This is a genomic window from Flavobacterium sp. FG68 (assembly GCF_057808895.1).
This window is the reverse complement of sequence record NZ_JBMDIY010000001.1, coordinates 197,484-219,247: the sequence shown is the minus strand read 5'-3', so window position 1 is coordinate 219,247 and position 21,764 is coordinate 197,484. Positions and strand designations below refer to the sequence as shown.

The 21,764-nt window shown below is 32.8% G+C and carries 19 protein-coding genes and 1 pseudogene; 9 read left to right on the top strand and 11 right to left on the bottom strand.

Translation table 11 applies throughout. The annotated features are described in order from the left end of the window. Nucleotides 1-3 precede the first annotated feature (3 nt). From xrtF to ACODSB_RS00905, 6 genes are all read left to right on the top strand, one after another. Nucleotides 4-540, top strand: coding sequence for an exosortase family protein XrtF (gene xrtF / locus ACODSB_RS00930; RefSeq protein WP_488935668.1), 537 nt, complete (start codon nucleotides 4-6; stop codon nucleotides 538-540). Next, nucleotides 530-976 carry an exosortase F system-associated membrane protein gene (locus ACODSB_RS00925; RefSeq protein WP_488935667.1) on the top strand — a complete coding sequence of 149 codons (447 nt, stop codon included), beginning with the start codon at nucleotides 530-532 and terminating at the stop codon, nucleotides 974-976. Before xrtF ends, ACODSB_RS00925 begins: the two co-directional genes overlap by 11 nt. A 43-nt stretch (nucleotides 977-1,019) precedes the next feature. After that, nucleotides 1,020-1,418 (top strand): HYC_CC_PP family protein, encoded by a 399-nt coding sequence (locus ACODSB_RS00920; RefSeq protein ID WP_408611647.1) that lies wholly within the window; start codon nucleotides 1,020-1,022, stop codon nucleotides 1,416-1,418. Nucleotides 1,419-1,531: 113 nt separating this feature from the next. After that, complete coding sequence (locus tag ACODSB_RS00915) at nucleotides 1,532-3,538, top strand: TonB-dependent receptor plug domain-containing protein (protein WP_488935666.1); 2,007 nt, start codon at nucleotides 1,532-1,534, stop codon at nucleotides 3,536-3,538. Between the two features lie 27 nt (nucleotides 3,539-3,565). Then, entirely contained in the window at nucleotides 3,566-3,910 is a 345-nt protein-coding gene (locus tag ACODSB_RS00910) for a heavy-metal-associated domain-containing protein (protein ID WP_073483406.1), read from the top strand. 130 nt (nucleotides 3,911-4,040) lie between these two features. After that, the gene (locus ACODSB_RS00905) at nucleotides 4,041-4,721 is read left to right on the top strand and encodes a DedA family protein (RefSeq protein WP_053470051.1); all 681 of its coding nucleotides are present in this window, start codon (nucleotides 4,041-4,043) and stop codon (nucleotides 4,719-4,721) included. A gap of 330 nt (nucleotides 4,722-5,051) precedes the next feature. Here the strand turns inward: ACODSB_RS00905 and rodA are convergent, their stop codons facing one another. The 6 genes from rodA to purH form a co-directional block, all read right to left on the bottom strand. After that, complete coding sequence (rodA, locus tag ACODSB_RS00900) at nucleotides 5,052-6,287, bottom strand: rod shape-determining protein RodA (protein WP_053470052.1); 1,236 nt, start codon at nucleotides 6,285-6,287, stop codon at nucleotides 5,052-5,054. An 11-nt stretch (nucleotides 6,288-6,298) separates the two neighbouring features. Continuing rightward, nucleotides 6,299-8,266 carry a penicillin-binding protein 2 gene (gene mrdA, locus ACODSB_RS00895; RefSeq protein WP_488935665.1) on the bottom strand — a complete coding sequence of 656 codons (1,968 nt, stop codon included), beginning with the start codon at nucleotides 8,264-8,266 and terminating at the stop codon, nucleotides 6,299-6,301. After that, nucleotides 8,263-8,769 (bottom strand): rod shape-determining protein MreD, encoded by a 507-nt coding sequence (locus ACODSB_RS00890; RefSeq protein WP_256636793.1) that lies wholly within the window; start codon nucleotides 8,767-8,769, stop codon nucleotides 8,263-8,265. Before ACODSB_RS00890 ends, mrdA begins: the two co-directional genes overlap by 4 nt. Next, the gene (gene mreC, locus ACODSB_RS00885) at nucleotides 8,762-9,592 is read right to left on the bottom strand and encodes a rod shape-determining protein MreC (RefSeq protein WP_053470055.1); all 831 of its coding nucleotides are present in this window, start codon (nucleotides 9,590-9,592) and stop codon (nucleotides 8,762-8,764) included. Before mreC ends, ACODSB_RS00890 begins: the two co-directional genes overlap by 8 nt. Nucleotides 9,593-9,703: 111 nt before the next feature. Further along, complete coding sequence (locus tag ACODSB_RS00880) at nucleotides 9,704-10,732, bottom strand: rod shape-determining protein (protein WP_007804822.1); 1,029 nt, start codon at nucleotides 10,730-10,732, stop codon at nucleotides 9,704-9,706. A gap of 57 nt (nucleotides 10,733-10,789) precedes the next feature. Next, the gene (purH, locus tag ACODSB_RS00875; protein ID WP_053470056.1) at nucleotides 10,790-12,316 is read right to left on the bottom strand and encodes a bifunctional phosphoribosylaminoimidazolecarboxamide formyltransferase/IMP cyclohydrolase; all 1,527 of its coding nucleotides are present in this window, start codon (nucleotides 12,314-12,316) and stop codon (nucleotides 10,790-10,792) included. A gap of 165 nt (nucleotides 12,317-12,481) precedes the next feature. Here purH and ACODSB_RS00870 point away from each other — a divergent pair, with 165 nt between their 5' ends. Both ACODSB_RS00870 and ACODSB_RS00865 read left to right on the top strand, forming a co-directional pair. After that, nucleotides 12,482-13,729, top strand: a complete 1,248-nt coding sequence (locus tag ACODSB_RS00870; RefSeq protein WP_053470057.1) for an ABC transporter permease — start codon at nucleotides 12,482-12,484, stop codon at nucleotides 13,727-13,729. Nucleotides 13,730-13,815: 86 nt separating this feature from the next. Continuing rightward, nucleotides 13,816-14,700: a cupin-like domain-containing protein gene (locus ACODSB_RS00865; protein ID WP_488935664.1), complete on the top strand. Its 885-nt coding sequence runs from the start codon at nucleotides 13,816-13,818 to the stop codon at nucleotides 14,698-14,700. Between the two features lie 153 nt (nucleotides 14,701-14,853). Here the strand turns inward: ACODSB_RS00865 and ACODSB_RS00860 are convergent, their stop codons facing one another. From ACODSB_RS00860 to tamL, 5 genes and pseudogenes are all read right to left on the bottom strand, one after another. Continuing rightward, nucleotides 14,854-15,465: a hypothetical protein gene (locus ACODSB_RS00860; RefSeq protein ID WP_488935663.1), complete on the bottom strand. Its 612-nt coding sequence runs from the start codon at nucleotides 15,463-15,465 to the stop codon at nucleotides 14,854-14,856. An 86-nt stretch (nucleotides 15,466-15,551) separates the two neighbouring features. Beyond that, nucleotides 15,552-15,949 (bottom strand): annotated as a pseudogene (locus ACODSB_RS00855) (helix-turn-helix domain-containing protein). Between the two features lie 373 nt (nucleotides 15,950-16,322). Continuing rightward, the gene (gene accD / locus ACODSB_RS00850; RefSeq protein ID WP_026728501.1) at nucleotides 16,323-17,177 is read right to left on the bottom strand and encodes an acetyl-CoA carboxylase, carboxyltransferase subunit beta; all 855 of its coding nucleotides are present in this window, start codon (nucleotides 17,175-17,177) and stop codon (nucleotides 16,323-16,325) included. A gap of 111 nt (nucleotides 17,178-17,288) precedes the next feature. Next, nucleotides 17,289-18,356, bottom strand: coding sequence for a class II fructose-bisphosphate aldolase (gene fbaA / locus ACODSB_RS00845; RefSeq protein ID WP_035645669.1), 1,068 nt, complete (start codon nucleotides 18,354-18,356; stop codon nucleotides 17,289-17,291). Nucleotides 18,357-18,416: 60 nt separating this feature from the next. Continuing rightward, nucleotides 18,417-20,990 carry a translocation and assembly module lipoprotein TamL gene (gene tamL, locus ACODSB_RS00840; RefSeq protein ID WP_082356339.1) on the bottom strand — a complete coding sequence of 858 codons (2,574 nt, stop codon included), beginning with the start codon at nucleotides 20,988-20,990 and terminating at the stop codon, nucleotides 18,417-18,419. Nucleotides 20,991-21,028: 38 nt separating this feature from the next. Here tamL and ACODSB_RS00835 point away from each other — a divergent pair, with 38 nt between their 5' ends. After that, the gene (locus ACODSB_RS00835) at nucleotides 21,029-21,757 is read left to right on the top strand and encodes a TrmH family RNA methyltransferase (RefSeq protein WP_488935662.1); all 729 of its coding nucleotides are present in this window, start codon (nucleotides 21,029-21,031) and stop codon (nucleotides 21,755-21,757) included. Nucleotides 21,758-21,764 lie beyond the last annotated feature (7 nt).

Below are 21,764 nucleotides of genomic sequence, written 5' to 3'. Positions count from 1 at the left end.
CTGTTGAAAAAATATCTAGCCCAATTCAAGCCGTTTTTAATTTTTATAGGTAATTTTTTTGCAGCTTATATTGCATTAACGCTATTATATAAATTTTATTTGAACAGTTTTAAAGCTGATGAAGTCGACGGAATTACAAATTTGGTTGGCCGCAATGTTGAGCAGCTTCTACATGCTTTTAATTTTGATATAAAAGTTCAAAAAAGCCTTTCCGGTTCCTGGTTAGAAGTTTTATATAACAATTATTATATCGTTCGAATTATTGAAGGCTGCAATGCGGTAAGCGTTATTATCTTGTTTATTGCTTTCGTGCTTGCTTTTTCTGGGAAATTTAAAGTTACCTTATATTATATCCTGTTCGGAATCGTGTTTATTTATCTTTTAAATATTGCCCGAATTGCTTTATTGACCATTTTGTTATTTCATTTTCCTGAAAAAAATCATCTTTTGCACGGCGTTCTTTTTCCGTTAATTATTTACGGAACCGTTTTTATTCTATGGATTATCTGGGTTAATAAATTTTCGAAGTATGCTAAATAAAATAAGAGAAGAAAAAGCGAAAATTTTCATTTCGATACTTGTTATTTGCTGTTTCGGGTTGATAAGAGCTTTGGAAAGTTCTCTGTTTTATGATCCTTTCTTAGATTATTTTGAAAAGGATTTTAATAACATAAAATTACCGGAAGTCGATTCGTTAAAACTTTTCCTGAACCTTTTACTTCGGTTTGTTTTAAACACTGCGCTATCACTTATTCTAATTTATACCCTTTTTAGAGACAAAGGAATTTTAATTTTCAGTTCCATTTTATACGCATTTTTTTCAGTCGTTCTTTTCGCAATGTTTTTTATAATTGTCGAATATTTTCCGGAGAAAAGCTGGCTCTTGTTTTATGTTCGAAGATTTATCATTCAGCCTATATTTGTACTTTTGTTTATTCCGGCATTTTACTATCAGCTTCAAAATCTAAAAAAATAACATTTCATTTAAATTTTATCTGACTCTTTTTAAATACTTTTGCATTATGAGAAAAAAGTGCACAGTTTTATTTTTAGCGTTCCTATTGTTGGTTTCCAACATTGGGTTTGCTTTTGATGTGCATTACTGCGGAGGAAAAATAGCTTCCGTTTCTTTAAATACTTCAGCTTCGGCATCACCAGAGAAAAAATGCTGTGGTGAAAAAGAAAAAAAATCATCTTGCTGTAAAGACAAAGTTGTAAAATTTGAAAAAAAATCAAGCGATGCAACTTTTAAGGTTTTCTTTTTCCAGCTTGCATTTCCGGCTGTAATTCAGGAATACAAACCAATTGCGTTTTTGTCCATTCCAAACTTCAAAAACAATCAGGTTATTTCGTATTATTCAGATGCGAATGCGCCCCCTTTATTCAAATTATACAATCAATACATTTTTTATTCCTGATTTTAATGTTTAGAATCAAGCCTTCTTTCTATGGCTTGCAATGAATGTTTTAGTGTTTCTTATTCTACAGAAACCCAAAACAGAATTTCTAAATAACATTAAAATCTTTTTTTATGCCAAAAAATATCATGCTTTTTGCGATGTTTTTGCTTTCGGTTTCTGTGTTTTCACAAGAAAATCTAGAGGAAGTAAAAGTCAAAAAAAAGCAAAAAGGAATTACAAAATCCTATACCGTTACCGCAAACACATCTTTAATTACGAGTAAAGAACTCTTAAAAGCAGCATGTTGTAATCTTGCCGAAAGTTTTGAGACAAATCCGTCTATTGATGTCAATTTTTCTGATGCTTTAACAGGAACGAAACAAATCAAAATGCTGGGATTAACAAGTCCGTATTTAATGATTACCGAAGAAAATATTCCTTCGGTTCGCGGAGCGTCACAAGCTTACGGTTTATCATTTACGCCCGGAACCTGGATCGAAAGTGTTCAGATTACCAAAGGCGCCGGAAGCGTTATTAACGGTTACGAAAGTATTTCGGGACAAATAAATACCGAACTTTTAAAACCTTTAAGTGATATTCCGTTTTTCCTGAATGCCTACGGTTCAACCGATTCAAGATTTGAATTGAATACCCATTTTAATAAAAAATTATCTGATAAATGGGCGACAAGTTTATTTGTTCATGGGAATACTCGTGTTGCAAAAAACGACATGAACGATGACGGTTTTTTAGATAATCCGCTAGGAAAACAAATCAATGTTTTAAACCGATATCAATATTATGATCCCGAAAGCGGTTTGGTAAGTTTTATCAATTTCAGATATATGAATGATAAAAAGCAGACTGGAGAAGTTGATTTTGATAAAGACCGTGATCGCGGAACTACAAATCATTGGGGTTCAGAAATCAATACAGAACGTTTTGATGTGTCTACAAAAATAGGTTATGTTTTTAAAGATATGCCTTATCAAAGCATCGGATTTCAAAATGCTTTCAACAGCCATAAACAGGATTCGTATTTTGGTTTAAATCAATATGATATTAAGCAGAATAGTTTTTATTCGAATTTAATTTTCAATTCAATTATCAATAATACGAAGCATAAATTTACAACTGGTTTAAATTTTTCATACGATCAATATCAGGAATTTGTAAATGTTACAGATTACAGTCGAATCGATAATTCGGTTGGGGCGTTTTTTGAATATACATATGACAATACCGATAATTTCAGTATAATTTTAGGAGGAAGAGTTGACAATCATAACCGTTTAGGCTTTTTTGCTACGCCAAGACTTCATGTTAGGTACAATCCTTGGAAAAATGGAGTAATTCGTTTTTCTGCCGGAAGAGGAAAACGTTCGGCTAATATTTTTGCCGAGAATCAGCAGCTTTTTGCCAGTTCAAGAACATTTTCAATTTTAGATAACAGCGGAAAAATCTATGGTTTAAATCCGGAAATTGCATGGAATTATGGAGTTAGTTTTTCGCAGAAATTTAAACTTTTCGGTAAAAATGCCGATGCCGGATTTGATATCTACAGAACCGATTTTCAAAATCAGGCCGTTGTAGATTTAATGCAGAGTCCGCAAGAAGTTTTGTTTTATAATTTAAAAGGAAGTTCTTTTGCTAATAGTATTCAGGTTGAATTTAATTACGAGTTAATTCACAACTTAAATTTAAGAACGGCTTATAAATATTATGACATACAAACCGATTATTTAAGAGGAACTTTTCAGCGTCCGCTTCAGGCGAAACATCGTTTTCTTGGGAATTTAGAATACGAAACAACATTGAACAATGACAAGCAATGGAAGTTTGATTATACTTTTAATTGGTCTGGAAAACAACAGCTTCCGTACACAGCTACGAATCCTGCTGAAGATCAGTTTCCTGATTTCTCGCCTTCGTATGCTGTTATGAATGCTCAGGTTACAAGGGTTTTCTCGTCAGTTTTTGAGGTATATATAGGAGGAGAAAATATTGGAAATTACAAACAACAAAAAGCAATTTTAGGAGCAAATGATCCTTTCGGACCAAATTTTGATGCTTCTGTTGCTTATGCGCCAATTTTTGGGCAAATGTATTATGCCGGATTACGATTTAAAATAAAATAATAAATTTATAACATTAAAGAATAGACAATGAAAAATTTGATTTTAATAGCAATGATAACTTTTTTAGGATTTTCGGCTCAGGCTCAAACTAAAAAAAATAAGAATTTAAAATATACTGTAGAAGTTAACGGAAACTGTGAACAATGCAAAAAACGAATTGAAAAAGCTGCATTTGGAGTTCCGGGTGTAAAAACGGCTTCCTGGGATATTAGTACGCATCAGCTTACTGTGATTTTAAACGAAGAAAAATCTTCTCCACAGGATTTGAATGCCGCAATTGCAAAAGTGGGACATGATACAAAAGAAGTAAAAGCTACAGATGCTGATTATGAAAATCTCCATTCTTGCTGTAAGTACGAGAGAGAAAAATAATTTTAAAAGCCCGAGTTAATCTTCGGGCTTTTTTATATAGTTAATTTATCTTTAAAATATGGCTTTTAATTGTGGTTAAGGTAAATAATTGTTAATTTCACAAACTTATAAGTATAACCAAATTCGTTTTATGAATAATTTTGAGTGGACCCAGTTACTAAACCCTGAATTCTATATAACTTTAAGTATCGGAGGTTTTGAGATTGGGTTATTTATTGTTCTGTTTATAGTTTTTGCTGAAACAGGACTTTTTGCAGGTTTTTTTCTTCCAGGAGACAGTTTGCTTTTTCTAGCTGGAATTTATAGCCGCGACTTAATTCAAAATGTTGTTTATATTCCGGGAGATTTTATCAATGTATTTTTGCTTTCGACAGCTGTAGCCGTAATGGGCGTTTTTGGAAATATGACCGGTTATTGGTTTGGAGCAAAAAGTGGTTATTATTTATTCAAAAAAGAAGATACATTTTGGTTTAAGAAAAAATACCTTTTACAATCAAAAGATTTCTTTGAAAAATACGGTGGAAAAGCAATCATTTACGCACGTTTCCTGCCAATCTTTAGAACTTTCGCGCCAATCATTGCCGGAATAGTTTCTATGGATAAAAAGAAATTTATGTTTTATAACATCTTAAGTTCTTTCTTGTGGTCCTTCATTTTAATCTTTGCCGGACATTATTTGTATGGTGTCTTTTTGAAAAAAGGAATTGATTTAAAAGAACACATCGAATACATTATTATAATCATCGTTATCATTTCTACATTCCCAGTTCTATTGAAACTTTTAAAAAAGAGACCAAGCGAAGAAATATAATTAAAGAATAGAATAAAAAAAGTCCGAAGCTAAAACTTCGGACTTTTTATTTTCTGTTTATTCATATATGATTCGATTTAAATAACATTAGTTAAATATTAATGTATTTTAAATATAGCCCGCGGTTTCAACCGTGGGACGCAATATATGTAATCGCATGTTATGATTTGTACTTCATTCGTTTCCCACGGTTGAAACCGTGGGCTATGTTTACAGAATGTTTTTATGTTGTTATCCAATGCAAAAGCAAATCTCTACAATTGGAATTTGGACCCGAGCGATAGCGAACAGGCGAAGCAATTTAAAAATTGGAATTTAAAATTTTAAACTCTACCATTCATTAACTTTATTGGCATCCATTTTTAAGAAGATAAACAATAAAATAGTAAATCCCCAAAGTCCGGAACCTCCATAAGAAAAGAAGGGCAGAGGTACTCCAATTGTTGGAAAAATACCAATAACCATTGCAATATTTACAAAGAAGTGTATAAACAAAATTCCGGCGACGCAATAACCATAAACCCGACTGAATTTAGTTTTTTGCCTTTCTGCCAAATAAATTACTCTCAGGAATAAACCTGTAAAAAGTAAAATCACAACCAGAGAACCTGTAAATCCCCATTCTTCGCCAACAGTTGTAAAAATATAATCCGTATGTTGTTCTGGAACGAATCCGCCTTTAGTTTGAGTTCCTTCTAAAAAGCCTTTTCCAAGCCATCCACCAGATCCAATAGCAATTTCAGATTGATTAGTATTATAACCAATACCTTTCATGTCAACGCTTTTTCCTAAAAGAATATTAAAACGATCTCTATGGTGCTGCTTAAATACATTATCGAATACATAATCAACAGAAAGAACAAATCCAGAAATCAGTACCAATAAAATAGCACTCAAAAGAAGATTTCTATCAACGGCTCTTCCTTTAAAATGTATAATAATTAAAACACCCAGTGCAATTAAAATAACAACATAAGGTTCTAAAATAAGCGTTAATACAAATAATAAAATAGTAATAAAACCAGTCCACACGTACCAAGATGGTAATCCTTCTCTAAATAAAACAAGAATAAAAACGCTGTAGATTAATGCACTTCCCGGATCGGGCTGTGGTAAAATAAGCATTACGGGCAAAAATACAATTGCCAAAGCCTGTAATTGCCTGTTTGTTTCTTTAAGGTTAATTTGAGTATCACTTAAATATTTGGCTAATGCCAATGATGTAGCGGCTTTTGCAAACTCTGACGGCTGAAGCGTGAAACTTCCTATCGCGTACCAGCATCGTTGGCCGGCAATCGTTTTTCCAAAGAGAAACAATCCGGCTAAAGACAATAATGCCACACCAAAAATAATACTGGCGTATTTTTCGTAAAATTTTCCATCAACAAATAGCACAACAAAAATTAGTGGAATTGTACATCCAATAAAAATTAATTGTTTTTGATATGTTCCATCGGTTGATAATAATGAAGAGGAATAAATATTCAGCCACCCCAATGTTACCAGCGCAATGTAGATAAAGACACTTATCCAGTCAATGTTATTTTTTACACTTTGATTTCTCATCTGAAATAATCTTAATTCTCTTTAGTGGTGTCTATTATTGTTTTTTTAGCTTCTGTTTTTGGAGCAGTTACCGTTTTAGGAACTACAATCTTAGCTTTTAAAACAGAATCTTTTGGTGTAGACTCAATTGCGCTAGCCTCGTTCATTCCGCCTAGTTTAGCATATTCAGCCGCTAAACTTTTATTTAAAACACGAACTTCCAAATCAGTTCTTGTGATTTTCTTTCTTAGATATTTTTCGATCATCAAACTGGCAATCGGTCCCGCAACAGTTGCTCCAAAACCTCCATTTTCAATCATAACCGCAATTGCAATTTTCGGATTGTCTTTTGGTGCAAAAGCAACAAAAATAGAGTGATCTTTAAGCTTTTCTCTTTTGCCGTTTATTTTGGCATAATTCTCAGCTGTTCCTGTTTTTCCGCAAATATCAATTCCGTTTACTCTAAGAGCGTAAGCAGTACCTTTGTTGTAAACATCAAATAACCCGCTGATAACTGGTGGAAAATATTTTTGATCAATAGTTGTCGTATGTCTTTCTGTAAACTTAGGATCAATTTTTCTGCCCTCAATTTTTTTGATGATATGAGGCGTATAATAATATCCCTGATTCGCAACCGTTGCCATCATATTTGCTAACTGAATAGGGGTCATTAAAACCTCTCCCTGTCCAATAGCATTTGACACAATAGTTGAGCTTCTCCATCCTCCGTTAGGATAAATTCTTTTATACGTTTTTGATGTTGGAATATTACCTTTTTTACCAGTTGGTAAATCATATCCCATAAATTGACCTAAACCAAAACTTTTTACGTGACCGCTCCAAACATCAACGGCTTTACCAGGATCTGAATATTTGTTAATCGTTAACATATAAGCCTGTCCAAAATAAGTGTTGCAGGAATTATAAATACCATTATGCAATTGATGAGGTCCAAAACCGTGGCATTTCATAAAACGGCCGCCACCATAACTAAATCCATGATGACACATAAAAGTAGTCTGTTCGTTGATAACACCTTCTTGCAGCGCCACTAAACCTGTTAGAATTTTAAACGGAGAACCCGGAGGATATTCGGCTAAAAGTCCGCGGTCATATAAAGGTTTTGCGATAGAATCATGATATAACAGGGTATAGTTTTTAGATCTTTGTCTTCCAACCAAAATACCCGGATCATAAGAAGGAGCTGTAACTAATGCTAATATTTCACCAGATTTTGGTTCAATAGCAACAATTCCGCCTCGTTTGTTAATCATTAATTCTTCACCGTACTTTTGAAGTTCAGCATCAATACTTAAATTGATATCTTCTCCGGCAACGGCAATAGTATCGTATTTTCCTTCTTTGTAGGCACCAATTTCTCGGTTGTATTTATCTTTTTGAATGTATTTTACACCTTTAATTCCGCGCAAAATATCTTCGTAACTTTCTTCAACACCTTGTTTTCCAATTAAATCTCCACTGTTGTAATATGGATTTTTGGCAATCAGTTTTTCGTTTACCTGTGTGATAAACCCAAATATATTGGCACCATAATCTACTTCGTAATCACGAAGAGAACGCTTTTGAAAATAGAAACCTTCATACTTTCTGATTTTCTCCTGAAAAGCAGCAAATTCGGTTTTGTTTAACTGAGATAAAAATACAGATGGAAGTCTAGGACTGTAAACTTTGGCTTTTGCAATTCTTTTTTCGTAATCTTCCCGTGTAATATTTAAAAGGGCACAGAATTCAGTAACATTAAGGTTTTCTTTAATATCTCTTGGAATTACCATGATATCATAAGAAGCCTGATTGGCAACTAATAGTTTACCATTTCTGTCATAAATATAGCCGCGTTCCGGATAGTCATAGACTTTCTTAATCGCATTATTTTCTGATTTCAATTTGAATGAATCATCTACAATTTGCAGATAAAATATCCGAATCACTAGCAAAGATGCTGCAATAATAATTAAAGAGGGCAGCAGAACTTTTCTCATCGTTTATTGGGCTTAATAATGTAAATTATTATAATTGAAGTGATTATTGTAAAAATTGAGCTAAATAGTGTTCGCAGTAAAATGTCGAATATAAACTTAAACTCAAAAGCTGTTAATGTAAATAGAACAATATGATGTAATAAAACAGAAACTAATATAAATGAAAACCGTTCTGGGGTTAAAGATTCGTTCAGTTTAATAGTTTGATATTCATAACTTAATCCGAACGAAAACTTAAAAATATACGGTCGATAGTAAGCCAAAATAACACAAGCAGTAGCGTGAATTCCGCCAGAATTACAAAACATATCCATTACTAATCCCAATAAAAAGCTGGAAATAATTAACCCTGCTCTGTTACTGTTTACCGGATATAAAATAATGTATAGAATATATGGAAAAGGACTTATGTATCCTAGAAAATTCATATTGTTAAAAATAACAATCTGAATTGCCAGCAACATAATAAATCGAAAAATATTTACTAACAAAGCGCTACTCATTTTTTTCCTTGCTTTTGTTTTCTAGATTAATAAGTTCTTCTCTGTCTTTACTCTTGATAATATATACGTGGCCTAAGTTTGTCATATCGTTAAAAAGTTTAACTTTTATAACATAAAAACTTGAGTTTTCTTTTTTGTATATATTTTCAACAGTACCAATATTGATTCCTTCCGGGAAAATAACAGATTGTCCTCCGGTAACGATAGTATCTCCTTTTCTTACAGAGGCTAATCTTGGAACATCTTCAAGCTGAACAAATCCAGTACTTTTTCCGTCCCACGTTAAAGAACCAAAGTGATTTGTCTTTTTTAGTTTAGCATTTATCTGTGATTTCATATTCAAAATACTCACTACAGTTGAGTAATTTGTTGAAGTATTGTCGATAACTCCAATAATTCCTAAGCTGTTGATAACACCCATATCTTGTTTAACTCCTTCTTTACTTCCAGAGTTAAGCGTAATATAGTTTTCGTGTGTATTGTAAGAGTTGTGAATTACTTTTGAAACGATAATATCAGCAGGTTTAACTCCTTTAATACTATCTGGTAATGGTGCTTTTGTTGTGTCTTCTTTATTGAATAAAAGACTTTTTAACCTTGCATTTTCAAGTACAAGTTCGTCGTTTTCGGTTCTTAAATTCAAATATTCGTTTACATGATTGATTCTTTCATAAACACCTCCGCTCAAAAAGTTTGCGGAACTGATTACTCTGCTTCTGTGGTACGAGTGCGATTGAATTGTGAGAGTCAACGAAATACCTAAAAGCAGCAAAAACAGCAATCGATTACTGTTTCTTATAATGAAATTAAAAATTTGCTGCATTTCGTGTCTGGTTATTTTGTTTCAGGTATGCTTTAGGGTTTCAAATTTTATTAAGGTCAAATATTAGAAATTTGACCCTAATAAAAGTATATTGATTGTTATTTTTGAATCTTATTTGATTAAGATACTTTTAAATTTTGCGATGTTTTTAAGCGCCATTCCTGTACCGCGAACAACTGCTCTTAACGGATCTTCAGCAATGTAAACTGGTAAATCTGTTTTTTGAGAAATACGTTTGTCAAGACCTCTTAACATAGATCCTCCACCGGCTAAATAAATACCAGTGTTGTAAATATCGGCAGCTAACTCAGGAGGAGTTTGAGATAATGTTTCCATTACTGCATCCTCAATACGCTGAATAGATTTATCTAATGCTTTTGCAATTTCACGGTAAGAAACATCAACTTGTTTTGGTTTCCCTGTAAGTAAGTCTCTACCCTGAACTGACATATCTTCTGGCGGTCCGTCTAAATCTTCGATAGCCGCTCCAATTTGAATTTTAATTTTCTCAGCAGTACTTTCTCCTACAAATAAGTTGTGCTGTGTACGCATGTAATAAACGATATCGTTTGTGAAAACGTCCCCTGCAATTTTTACAGATTTGTCGCAAACAATTCCGCCTAATGCGATAACTGCAATTTCTGTTGTACCACCCCCAATATCAACAATCATGTTTCCTTTTGGCTGCATGATATCGATACCAATACCAATTGCGGCTGCCATAGGCTCGTGAATCAAATAAACTTCTTTTCCGTTTACTCTTTCACAAGATTCTTTTACCGCTCTCATCTCCACCTCAGTAATACCAGAAGGAATACAAACTACCATGCGTAATGCAGGAGTAAACATTCTCTTTTTTAATGCAGGAATACTTTTAATGAACATGTTGATCATTTTTTCCGAAGCATCAAAATCGGCAATTACACCATCTTTCAAAGGCCTTATGGTCTTAATGTTTTCATGCGTTTTACCTTGCATCATGTTGGCTTCCTTACCAACAGCAATGATTTTGCCTGATATTCTATCACGTGCAACGATTGACGGACTATCAATAACAACTTTATCATTATGAATGATTAAAGTGTTTGCGGTACCAAGGTCTATCGCAATATCCTCGGTCATGAAATCAAAAAATCCCATAAGTTTTTTAGGGGTTTAAAATGTTATAAAATAATTTATCGAACAAAGTTAAACAAATTAATGTTTAAAATGACGTGTTCCTGTAAATACCATTGCAAGATTATTTTCATTGCAATAATTTATGCTTAATTCATCTTTTATCGAACCTCCCGGCTGAATTACTGCGGTTATTCCTGCTTTTTTAGCTAATTCTACACAATCCGGAAATGGGAAAAATGCATCACTTGCCATTGAAGCCCCGGTTAAATCAAATCCAAAAGCTTTTGCTTTGTCAACTGCTTGAACTAAAGCATCAACTCTTGAAGTCTGACCTGTACCAGATGAAATTAATGTTCCGTTTTTTGCAAAAACAATGGTATTTGATTTTGTATTCTTGCAAATTTTTGATGCAAAGATCAAATCTTCGATCTCCTGAGCAGTAGGTTCTGTTATTGTAACGGTTTTTAAATGCTCTTTATTATCTGTAATATTATTTCTGTCCTGAATTAACAAACCATTAAGACAAGTTCTTACTTGACGAGATGGTAATTCAACTTCATTTTGAACTAAAATAATTCTATTTTTCTTTTCTTGTAAAACAGTAATTGCTTCATCATCATAACTTGGAGCAATTACAACTTCGCAGAATAATTTGTTGATTTCCTGTGCTGTAGCTAGGTCAATTTTAGTATTTGAAATCAAAACACCTCCAAAAGCAGATGTAGGATCGCAAGCCAAAGCTGCTAAATAAGCTTCGCTGATTGTTTTTCTTGAAGCTAAACCACAAGCATTGTTATGTTTTAAAATAGCAAATGTTGGTCCGTCAGTTTTAAATTCAGCAATTAAATTAACTGCAGCATCAACATCTAATAAGTTGTTGTAAGATAACTCTTTTCCGTGAACTTTTTTGAACATAGCATCAAAATCTCCAAAGAAAAATCCTTTTTGATGTGGATTTTCACCGTATCTTAAAACTTGTCCGTTATCAATACTTTCTTTGTAGATCGTTTCATCTGTATTAAAATAGTTAAAAATAGCACCATCATAGTGAGATGAAACGTGGAACGCTTTAGTTGCTAACAATCTTCTGTTTTCAAGAGTTGTTGAACCATTTTGTTCCGTAATCAAATCTAAAAGCAAGCTGTATTCGTTAACAGAAGCAACAATTACAGTGTCTTTGAAGTTTTTTGCACCGGCACGGATTAAAGAAATTCCGCCAATATCAATTTTTTCAATAATATCTTGTTCACTTGCACCAGAAGCAACTGTTTTTTCAAAAGGATACAAATCAACAATTACTAAATCAATCTGAGGAATATCAAATTCTTTCATTTGCTGTACATCACTTTCATTATCCTGACGATTTAAAATTCCGCCAAAAATTTTCGGATGTAAAGTTTTTACTCTTCCGCCCAGAATTTCAGGAAAAGAAGTAATATCTTCAACTGGAACTACCGGAATACCAAGGTTTTTAATGAAATCTTCTGTTCCTCCTGTAGAGTAAAGTGTTACGTTTTGTTCGTGTAATTTTCTAACGATTGGTTCTAATCCATCTTTCGAAAAAACAGATATTAACGCTGATTGTATTTTTTTAGTTGTGCTCATTGTGTAGTTATGATTTTCAGACTGCAAAAGTAGTTTTTTTATATATTATTTTAAAAGAAATTAATGTAACATTCTCTTAAAAAAATCTACTGATGAGTAAGTTAACTTTTATTAGGTTTTTGTTTTTAAATTATTGAATTTTACTTTATTGAAAAATACTATTATATGCTTCTTTATCTAAGATTGTTAAAAGAAAGTCTCAGCTTTGCAATAAACGCTTTACGAAATAATAAACTGCGTACTTTATTATCATTGTTAGGTGTTACAATTGGTATATTTTCAATAATTGCCGTCCTGGCCGCTGTTGATTCATTAGACAAAAAAATCACCAAAGATTTGAGCAGCTTAGATAAAAATACGATTTATTTAATGAAATTCAACTTCGGGCCTTCTGAAATTCCGCAATGGAAGAGAGAACAGTTTCCAAATGTAAAATACGATGAATACATAGGCTTGAAAAATTCAATGAATAATACAGACCAAGTAGGTTATCAGCTTTTTGTAAATCACGAAACTTTAAAGTACGATTCGAAAACAGTTGCCGATGTAAATATCGTTCCGTCTTCATTTGAAATGGTAGATATCGACGGGTTGAGTTTTGATAAAGGAAGATTTTACAATGAATCTGAATCCAATTCAGGAACTGCAGTTATTGTTTTAGGATATGAAATTGCCCAAGGTCTTTTTGGAAATATGGATCCAATAGGGAAAAATATTCGTCTTTACGGACAGCGTTTTATCGTTATTGGTGTAATGGCGAAACAAGGTGCCGGTTTTTTTGGAGACAGTAATGATACATCGGTTTATTTGCCGGCAAACTTTTTACGCAGAATGTATGGCGACAGCGACGCGATGACTCCGGTTATTGTTTTAAAACCAACAAAAGGTGTTGATATGGATGCGTATAAAGCTGAAGTTGCACAAAAATTAAGAGCTATTCGCGGAATGAAAGCAGGAGAAATGGATAACTTCTTTATAAATGTACTTTCGGGATTTACTGATTTCATTGACGGAATTTTAGGTCAAATGAATGTTGTTGGATGGATTATTAGTGGTTTTTCTCTTTTAGTAGGCGGTTTCGGAATTGCTAATATTATGTTCGTTTCGGTTAAAGAAAGAACGAATTTAATTGGAATTCAAAAATCATTAGGGGCGAAGAATCGTTTTATATTATTTCAGTTTTTATTTGAAGCCATAATTCTTTCTGTTATTGGCGGAATTATTGGTTTACTGATGGTTTGGGGAATTGCTGTTATTTTGACAAAAGCCCTGGATTTTGATTTTGTTTTAAGCATTGGAAATATTCTTTTAGGAACAGGATTAGCTGCGCTTATTGGATTAATTTCGGGAATACTTCCGGCAATTTCTGCTGCAAATTTAGATCCTGTAGAAGCGATTCGAACAGGGATGTAAAATATTGTTTTTTGTTTCTATATGATTTTTGAGGATTAGAATTAGTTAGGTTTTTTTGTCAATAAACAATTTAAATCACTAAACGAATGAGCTTTATTTTAAAACATGTTGATACCGTTGAATCTATTTCTAGGAGTGATTTTAAAAAGAACTATTTAGATAAAAGGAAACCCTTAATTATAAAAGGACTAACAAAAGACTGGCCTGCAAGAGACAAATGGTCGACGGATTATTTTAAGCAAATTGCAGGAGATATTGAAGTAAAGCTTGTTGACAATTCTAAAGCAGATCCAGCCAAAATAATTAATGCTTCGATTGCGAGTATGAAATTTGGCGATTATCTCGATTTGATAAAAAGAGAGCCAACACAGCTGCGTATTTTTTTCTTCAATCTTTTCAAACACAGACCCGAATTAGTTAATGATGTAAAAGTACCCAAAGAATTAATGGGTGGTTTTATAGAAAGCATGCCTGCTATGTTTTTTGGAGGCTCAGAAGCTATCACATTTTTACACTATGATATCGATTTACCGCATCTTTTTCATACCCATTTTGGAGGCCGAAAACATATTATACTATTTGATAACAGGTGGAAAAAAAGACTTTATTGTGTTCCAAATACCACCTACGCTTTAGAAGATTATGATGTTGCCAATCCCGATTTTGAAAAATTCCCTGCTTTAAAAGGTGTTGAAGGTTACGAAGTTTTTCTCGAACATGGAGATACTTTATTTATGCCAACCGGAATGTGGCACTGGATGCGTTATATTGATGGTTCTTTTTCGCTGAGTCTTCGCGCTTGGGATTCATCCATAACCAGAAAAATGGCCAGCGTTTGGAGTTTATTTATGCATGGAGCGGTAGATAGTGCAGTAAAAATAGTTTTTAGAGAACGTTATGCTAAATGGCGTGAGAAATTAGCCTTTAAAATAGCGGAAAAGGAATTAAGAAAAAGCAAACCAAAAAACTAATCTAATTTCAGAATTATAATTTTTAGACTAGATAAAACTAAAAAAGCCCACATTGAGAAAAGTTCCGAAGGAACGAAATATCGGTAGCAACGGAATTTATTCCGTTGGAAGATGAAATCCCGCATTTAGAAGTTCCGTAGGAACGATACATGTTTATTTATTATTAGGAAGTTTAATTTTAGTTCGATCCCATTTGATTGAATCAGGATAATAGTAAATATGTTTGTTGGCATTGTTTTTATATTTCAAAACAGTATCTTCTTCTTGAGTAGTTCTTCGGATAATATAAGTGCCGATATTTTTCTTGTTTAAAAACTCAAAAAAGGAAGTGTTTTTTATAGTGTCTTTTTGAGAAGCAATAATTAAAATTTGTCTGTTTTTTTCTTTAGTCAATATGTTTTCAGAAAGAAAATCAGTTAAGTTTTTTTGAGGGATTCTAACAATGTCCTTCGGTTCTAAACCTAAAAAATGTGGAAGAGTATCATTTTTACTACCATAACTGCAAGTGATCATGATGTATTCTTTTTGATAGAAATAAAGATTACCCTTTTTATCAATAATCAATTGATGTTCTCCGTAAAAACCTTTTCTCGGGAATGCAACAAAATCGCTTCTGTTTTTCTTTAAAGAATCGATGTAATTTTGAAGTTTTTTATCTTCATACGAAATGATGTAATCTTTACTTTTTATACCCTTATTTTCTTTTTTCTTTTCACAATTCAAAAAGAGAATACATAAAATAAAACCAATTAGAATTCTTGTCATGCCGATAGGATTTCAAATAAAGATATAAAAAATCCCAAGAAACTCTTCTTGGGATTTTTTATAATATCGAAACGTTTTTAAAAATCTTATTTATCTTTTAATAATTTCTCCAAATACTCAACTTTTTCTTTTTCAGCCTGAAGCATACGCTCATAAAGTTCAATTACTTTATCTAATGGATTAAAGCTACAATAATTCGCATGAAACATTCCATTTGCTCCATTACAGCTGTTATCATAAAAATTATTAAAATAATTGATCATGTTTTCTTCGGTAAAATTTTTTATTGCTTCAACACTTACTCCAAGAGCTTTTGCTACTTTTCAAGTTTTGCATCGTCTATGGTTTCGCTGTTTTCTATTGCAGATACAGTTTGCTGAGATATTCCTAAAGCCTGCGCAAGAGCTTCCTGTTTCATATCTTTAAGTTCGCGAATACGGCTTATTTTTCGTCCTATATGATTTGGTTTTGTTGCTGTGTTCATAGTTCAAAGATATTTATAATGCTTTAATAAAAATTAGTTTTGGTAAAAAACAAGTCTGTTTTAGTGCGATACATTTTTGGTTACAAAACGATTTATCATTTTAAAAACAAAAATACAATTTTTCGGACAAGTATGTATTGTTTAAATAATATTGTATTTTTTTAAGTCAAAGGTGTAGTTTTTGTTTTCCTGCAAGGTTTTTAAAACCTTGTAGGTATTGTATTTTTTCCTAATTAAAATTCTAAGCTAGACCTACAAGGTTTTAAAAACCTTGCAGGAAACCTTAACTGTCCTTAATAACTTATATGGTTTAAAGAAAAAAAATCCCAAGAAGCAATTTCTTGGGATTTTCTATTTTCAAATAGTTTAAAAACTATCTAATATCATTATTCTGAATCAAATCGATATATAAATTGATCTTATCTTTTAATTCTTTTCTAGGCGTGATAAAGTCTAGGAAACCGTGCTCTAAAAGAAACTCAGCAGTTTGGAAACCTTCTGGTAAATCTTTTCCTGTAGTATCACGAACAACACGAGGACCAGCAAAACCAATCAAAGCGCCCGGCTCAGAGATATTGATGTCTCCTAACATTGCGTAAGATGCAGTTGTTCCACCCGTTGTTGGGTCTGTACAAAGAGAGATATAAGGTAATTTAGCTTCTGCTAATTGAGCTAGTTTTACAGAAGTTTTTGCTAATTGCATTAAAGAATAAGCAGCTTCCATCATACGAGCTCCACCAGATTTAGAAATCATAACAAAAGGCAGTTTGTTTTTGATCGCGTGATCAATACCTCTTGCAATTTTTTCACCTACAACAGCTCCCATAGATCCACCAATAAAAGCGAAATCCATACAGCAAATTACAAGTTCTCTTCCTTTAGATTTTCCTACTCCCGTACGTACAGCGTCTTTAAGATGAGTTTTTTCCATTACATCTTTCAATCTTTCTGCATATTTTTTTGTATCCACAAAATGCAGAGGATCTTTTGATGTCATGTTTTTATCTAACTCAACAAATTCGTTGTTGTCGAATAAAATTTCAAAATAGGTTGCGCTTCCAATTCGAACGTGAAAATCATCTTCTGGGCTTACGAATAAGTTTCTTGCTAACTCGTCTGCATCAATAATTTTTCCTGTTGGAGATTTGTACCACAATCCTTTCGGAACGTCCATCTTATCTTCTGTCGCGGTCGTAATCCCTTTTTCCTGTCTTTTAAACCAAGCCATTTTTTTAATTTTAGAATGTAGATTTTAAATTTTAGATTTTTCAATCTGAATTCAAAATTTAAATTTCAGGCTTCATTAGAAATCTGAAATCTAAATTCAAAAATCTAAAATTTAAAGCGTATTTACGTTATTTAAATCTGCAAAAGCTTGTTCAAGTCTTGCGTTGAATGTCACTTCGCTTTCACGAACCCATCTTCTTGGATCGTAATATTTTTTGTTTGGAGCATCAGCACCTTCTGGGTTACCAATTTGTGATTTTAAATAGTCAAGGTTTTTAACCATATAATCACGGATTCCTTCAGTGTATGCAAACTGTAAATCTGTATCGATGTTCATTTTGATAACTCCGTAGCTAATTCCTTCTCTGATTTCTTCAAGTGTAGAACCTGAACCTCCGTGGAAAACGAAATCAACTGGATTGTGTCCTGTGTTGAATTTGTTTTGAACGAAATCCTGAGAATTTTTTAAGATTTTTGGAGTTAATTTTACGTTTCCTGGTTTGTAAACACCGTGAACGTTTCCAAAAGCAGCAGCAATTGTAAATTTAGGACTTACTTTAGATAATTCTTCGTAAGCATAAGCTACTTCTTCTGGCTGTGTGTATAATTTTGAGCTATCAACATCTGAGTTGTCAACACCATCTTCTTCACCACCTGTAATACCAAGTTCGATTTCTAATGTCATTCCCATTTTGCTCATTCTAGCCAAATATTCTTTACAGATTTCAATGTTCTCTTCGATTGGCTCCTCAGACAAATCGATCATGTGAGAACTAAATAATGGTTTTCCTGTTTCTGCAAAATGTTTTTCAGAAGCATCTAATAAACCATCAATCCAAGGCAATAATTTTTTTGCACAGTGGTCAGTATGTAAAATTACAGTTGCTCCGTAAGCCTCTGCCAAAGTGTGAATATGTTTTGCTCCGGCGATACCACCAGCGATAGCTGCTTTTTCACCTGCGTTAGATAAACCTTTTCCAGCGTTAAATTGTGCTCCTCCGTTTGAAAATTGAATGATAACTGGCGCATTTAGTTTTGCTGCAGTTTCAAGAACTCCATTGATTGTGCTTGACCCAGTTACGTTAACTGCTGGTAAAGCAAAACCTTTTTCTTTTGCATAATTAAAAATCTCCTGAACCTGATCTCCTGTAGCTACTCCTGGTTTAATGTTGTGTGCCATTGTAATTTTTTTTATAGTTGTTTTTAGTTTTTAGGTTGCAAAAATAAGAATTAATTAGCATTAGAAAGGATAATTTATTCCAAAATTTAAAACCGAGTGCCCAAAATTGTATTCTTTAAACCATCTGTCGCCCTCGTCATGCGCCGGATTATAGGTCTTGAAGCCTAAATCTAAACGAATAACAAAAAAGCTTAAATCGTATCGTAAACCAAATCCTGAACCTAAAGCAATTTCATCTAAATCGTTTAAGTTGTTAAATCTTGCCTTGTCGTCAATCACATTATCGAACACATTCCAGATATTTCCGGCGTCTGCGAAGAGTGCGCCTTTAACATCTCCAAAAATCTTAAAACGAAATTCAGCGCTTAAGGCAATTTTCATATTGGCCTCGTTAAAATCGTTTAAAGCATTTGTACTTCCGGGACCAAGAGAGTAGGGCTGCCATGCGCGATTATCATTTGATCCTCCAGAATAATAACTTCGTGAGAACGGAATATAATTTGAATTTCCAAACGGAACAGCTATTCCAAAAAAGCTTCGAACCGCCAAAACTTTTTCTTTCCCGAAATCCCAGTGTTTGATATAATCAAATTCGGTTTTTAAGTATTCAGAATATTCTAAATTAAAAATCGAATAATTTCCATTTGCATTTTTTTCCAATTTTGCAATGCTTGAAATGGCAGATAATAAAGTTCCTGCAGATTCTATTTTTGTTTTAAACTGATAAAAAGTATTATCGGCAAGATCTTTTTTTGTTGTTTTCGTAAACGTATAACTTGTGGCAAGAATAAAATCATTTTCGGTCAAACGAACTCTTCTTTCTTCAATACTTTCTACATCTTTATATTGAGGGTCTCCAGGTTTTAATGCAGTTTGACCTGTTAATACCTCATTTGTAAAATTTGTAGTTCCGGTTGGGATCGTTAGATTTTTTTGAGCTTGTTGCTCTGCTTCTTCTCCCCAGTTGGTAGGAACAGTGTTATAATCCTTACCAATACCATTTAATTCATCATAAGATGAAGTATAAACATTAAAGTAATTGTTCGGATTTAAATTTCGAACATATTGAGCGTTTAATAACTCCAGTTTAGCAGTATTATATCTTTTAGGCGACCAGTTATACGAGATTCCTCCGGTAAAATTTTCCTTATCTAAACCAATGTTTTGCTGTTTCGAAAAACCCGATGTAATCGAAGTGTAAGGAATCATCCTCTTTGGAATAATTTTCTCTGTTCCAAAAGGCAGTAAAATCCTTGGGAAATTAAGCTTTAAGTCAAGTCCGTATTCCGAAACATTGAAAAAATTATTGTTTGGATTAGCCATATCTTTTGAAGAACCAATATTGGCTCGTGCCGAAATTTCTAATGTTTCAGCTCTGTTAAATACATTTCGGATAGTTTGAGAAATACTGGCTCCAATACCAAAATCCTGAATATTAGAGTGTGTCACGTCCAGAGTTGCACCAAAACTGTATTTTTTCCTCGGCGTTAAATACACATTTGCAATTAAAGACTGTGCAGTCGAATCGCGTTTGTCTACTTCATATTGTATAGAAGGATAATTGAAAATTTTAAGATTGTTTAAATATCTGGAAGAAAGCGTTGTTCTTGTGTCAGAATAAGTACTTCCTTTATTAATAAAGATTGCATCTGTTATGGCACGAGGTTTATACTTTAGTTTTTTATAACTGTATAAATTAAAGTTGTTGTACGTTGTGCTGTCGTTAATTTTGCTTTTTGAGTTGGCAGGAGAGTAATCAGTATAAATGTTTACATCGCTGATTTTGTATAGTTTAAAAGGCTCTGTTCTGCTTGAATCTCTTTCCTGAATATTGTTGTTGTTGATTATTAAAGTTACATCTGCTTTGTTTTTTTTGCCAATTGTATCAATATCAAAAGTTACATATGTTGGCTGAAAAAAGTAAGCACCGTGATTTCTGTAATAAGTTGTAATACGGTTTTTTTCTTCCTCAAAATCAGTAGTTTTGTATTGATTTCCCGATTTTAAAAATGAAGGTTCAGTATTTGTTTTGTATAATGAATCGAGTGCAGGAGTAAGGATTTTTGTTCTAATTGTATCCAAAATATAACCTGGTCCTGTGGTAATATTATAATTTACCTGTGCTTTTTTTCGGGCAATACTATCAATAGTATAATCTGTTGAAACATTAAAATAACCGTTGTTGAAATAGTAAAATTTTAAACGCTGCAAAGATTTTTTAGTTCTGGCTGTATCAATAATTACAGGCGGTTCTCCAGTATTTTTTAAAAATTCGTGAATTCCTTTGTATAAAAAAGACTGACCAAGTCTGTCTACTTGTTTGGCCGATAATAGTTTTGCCTGACGTTCGTATAATCCGGGATTATTTTTGAATTTTGCCTGATAAGTCGAATCCGGATTTAAGTTTGCCAGATTGTATAAGTTTAAACGCAGTTTGTATCCTAATAAAGTACCGTTTGGTTTTTGGTACAATTGATTAGACGCGTTTTCATCGTTTGTATTTTTACCGTTTACAACAATATTATTTTTTACGAGAAGATTTTTTCCATCCGGAACTCTTTTTACAGCATTACAAGCGCAAATAAGTATTGCTATTAGAATAAATGCTGTTATTTTTGTGGAATTATTTTTCAAGTGTTTTTTAATATTTAATTCAAAAGTACATTTATTTTATGGTTAGTAAAAACCAAATAAAGCTTATATCAGGCCTGCATCAAAAAAAACAGCGTTTTGCAAATCAATTGTTTTTTGCCGAAGGAGTAAAGGTAATTCAGGAATTGTTGCAATCCAATTTTGAATTAGAGCATTTATACACGACGTTAAATGATTTTGAAGAAGTTCAAACTGCAAAACGAACTCTTATTAATGAACAAGAACTGAAAAAAATAAGTGCTTTAACAACTCCAAATTCTTGTTTGGCAGTTTTTAAAATGCCTGTAGAAAATCAAATTATAAATTCTGGTTTAATCCTGGCGTTAGACGATATTCGTGATCCCGGAAATTTAGGGACCATAATGCGTCTTTGCGACTGGTTTGGAATCAAACAAATTGTCTGCTCAAAAGAAACAGTCGATATTTATAATCCAAAAGTAGTTCAGGCCACAATGGGATCAATTGCCAGAGTAAACGTAAATTATGTTGATCTAAAAACTTTTATAAGCCAGACAAAACTTCCTGTTTTTGGAACTTTTATGGATGGTAACAATATTTATCAATCTGATTTACCAAAAAACGGAATCATTATTATGGGTAATGAAGCCAATGGTATTTCGGCAGAAATTGAAAAAATAGTGACCAGCCGACTTACAATTCCAAGATTTGGAGAGCTGCAAAAAACCGAAAGTTTAAATGTAGCTACAGCAACAGCAATTATTTTAAGTGAATTTAAACGAAATAGTTAAGATTTTG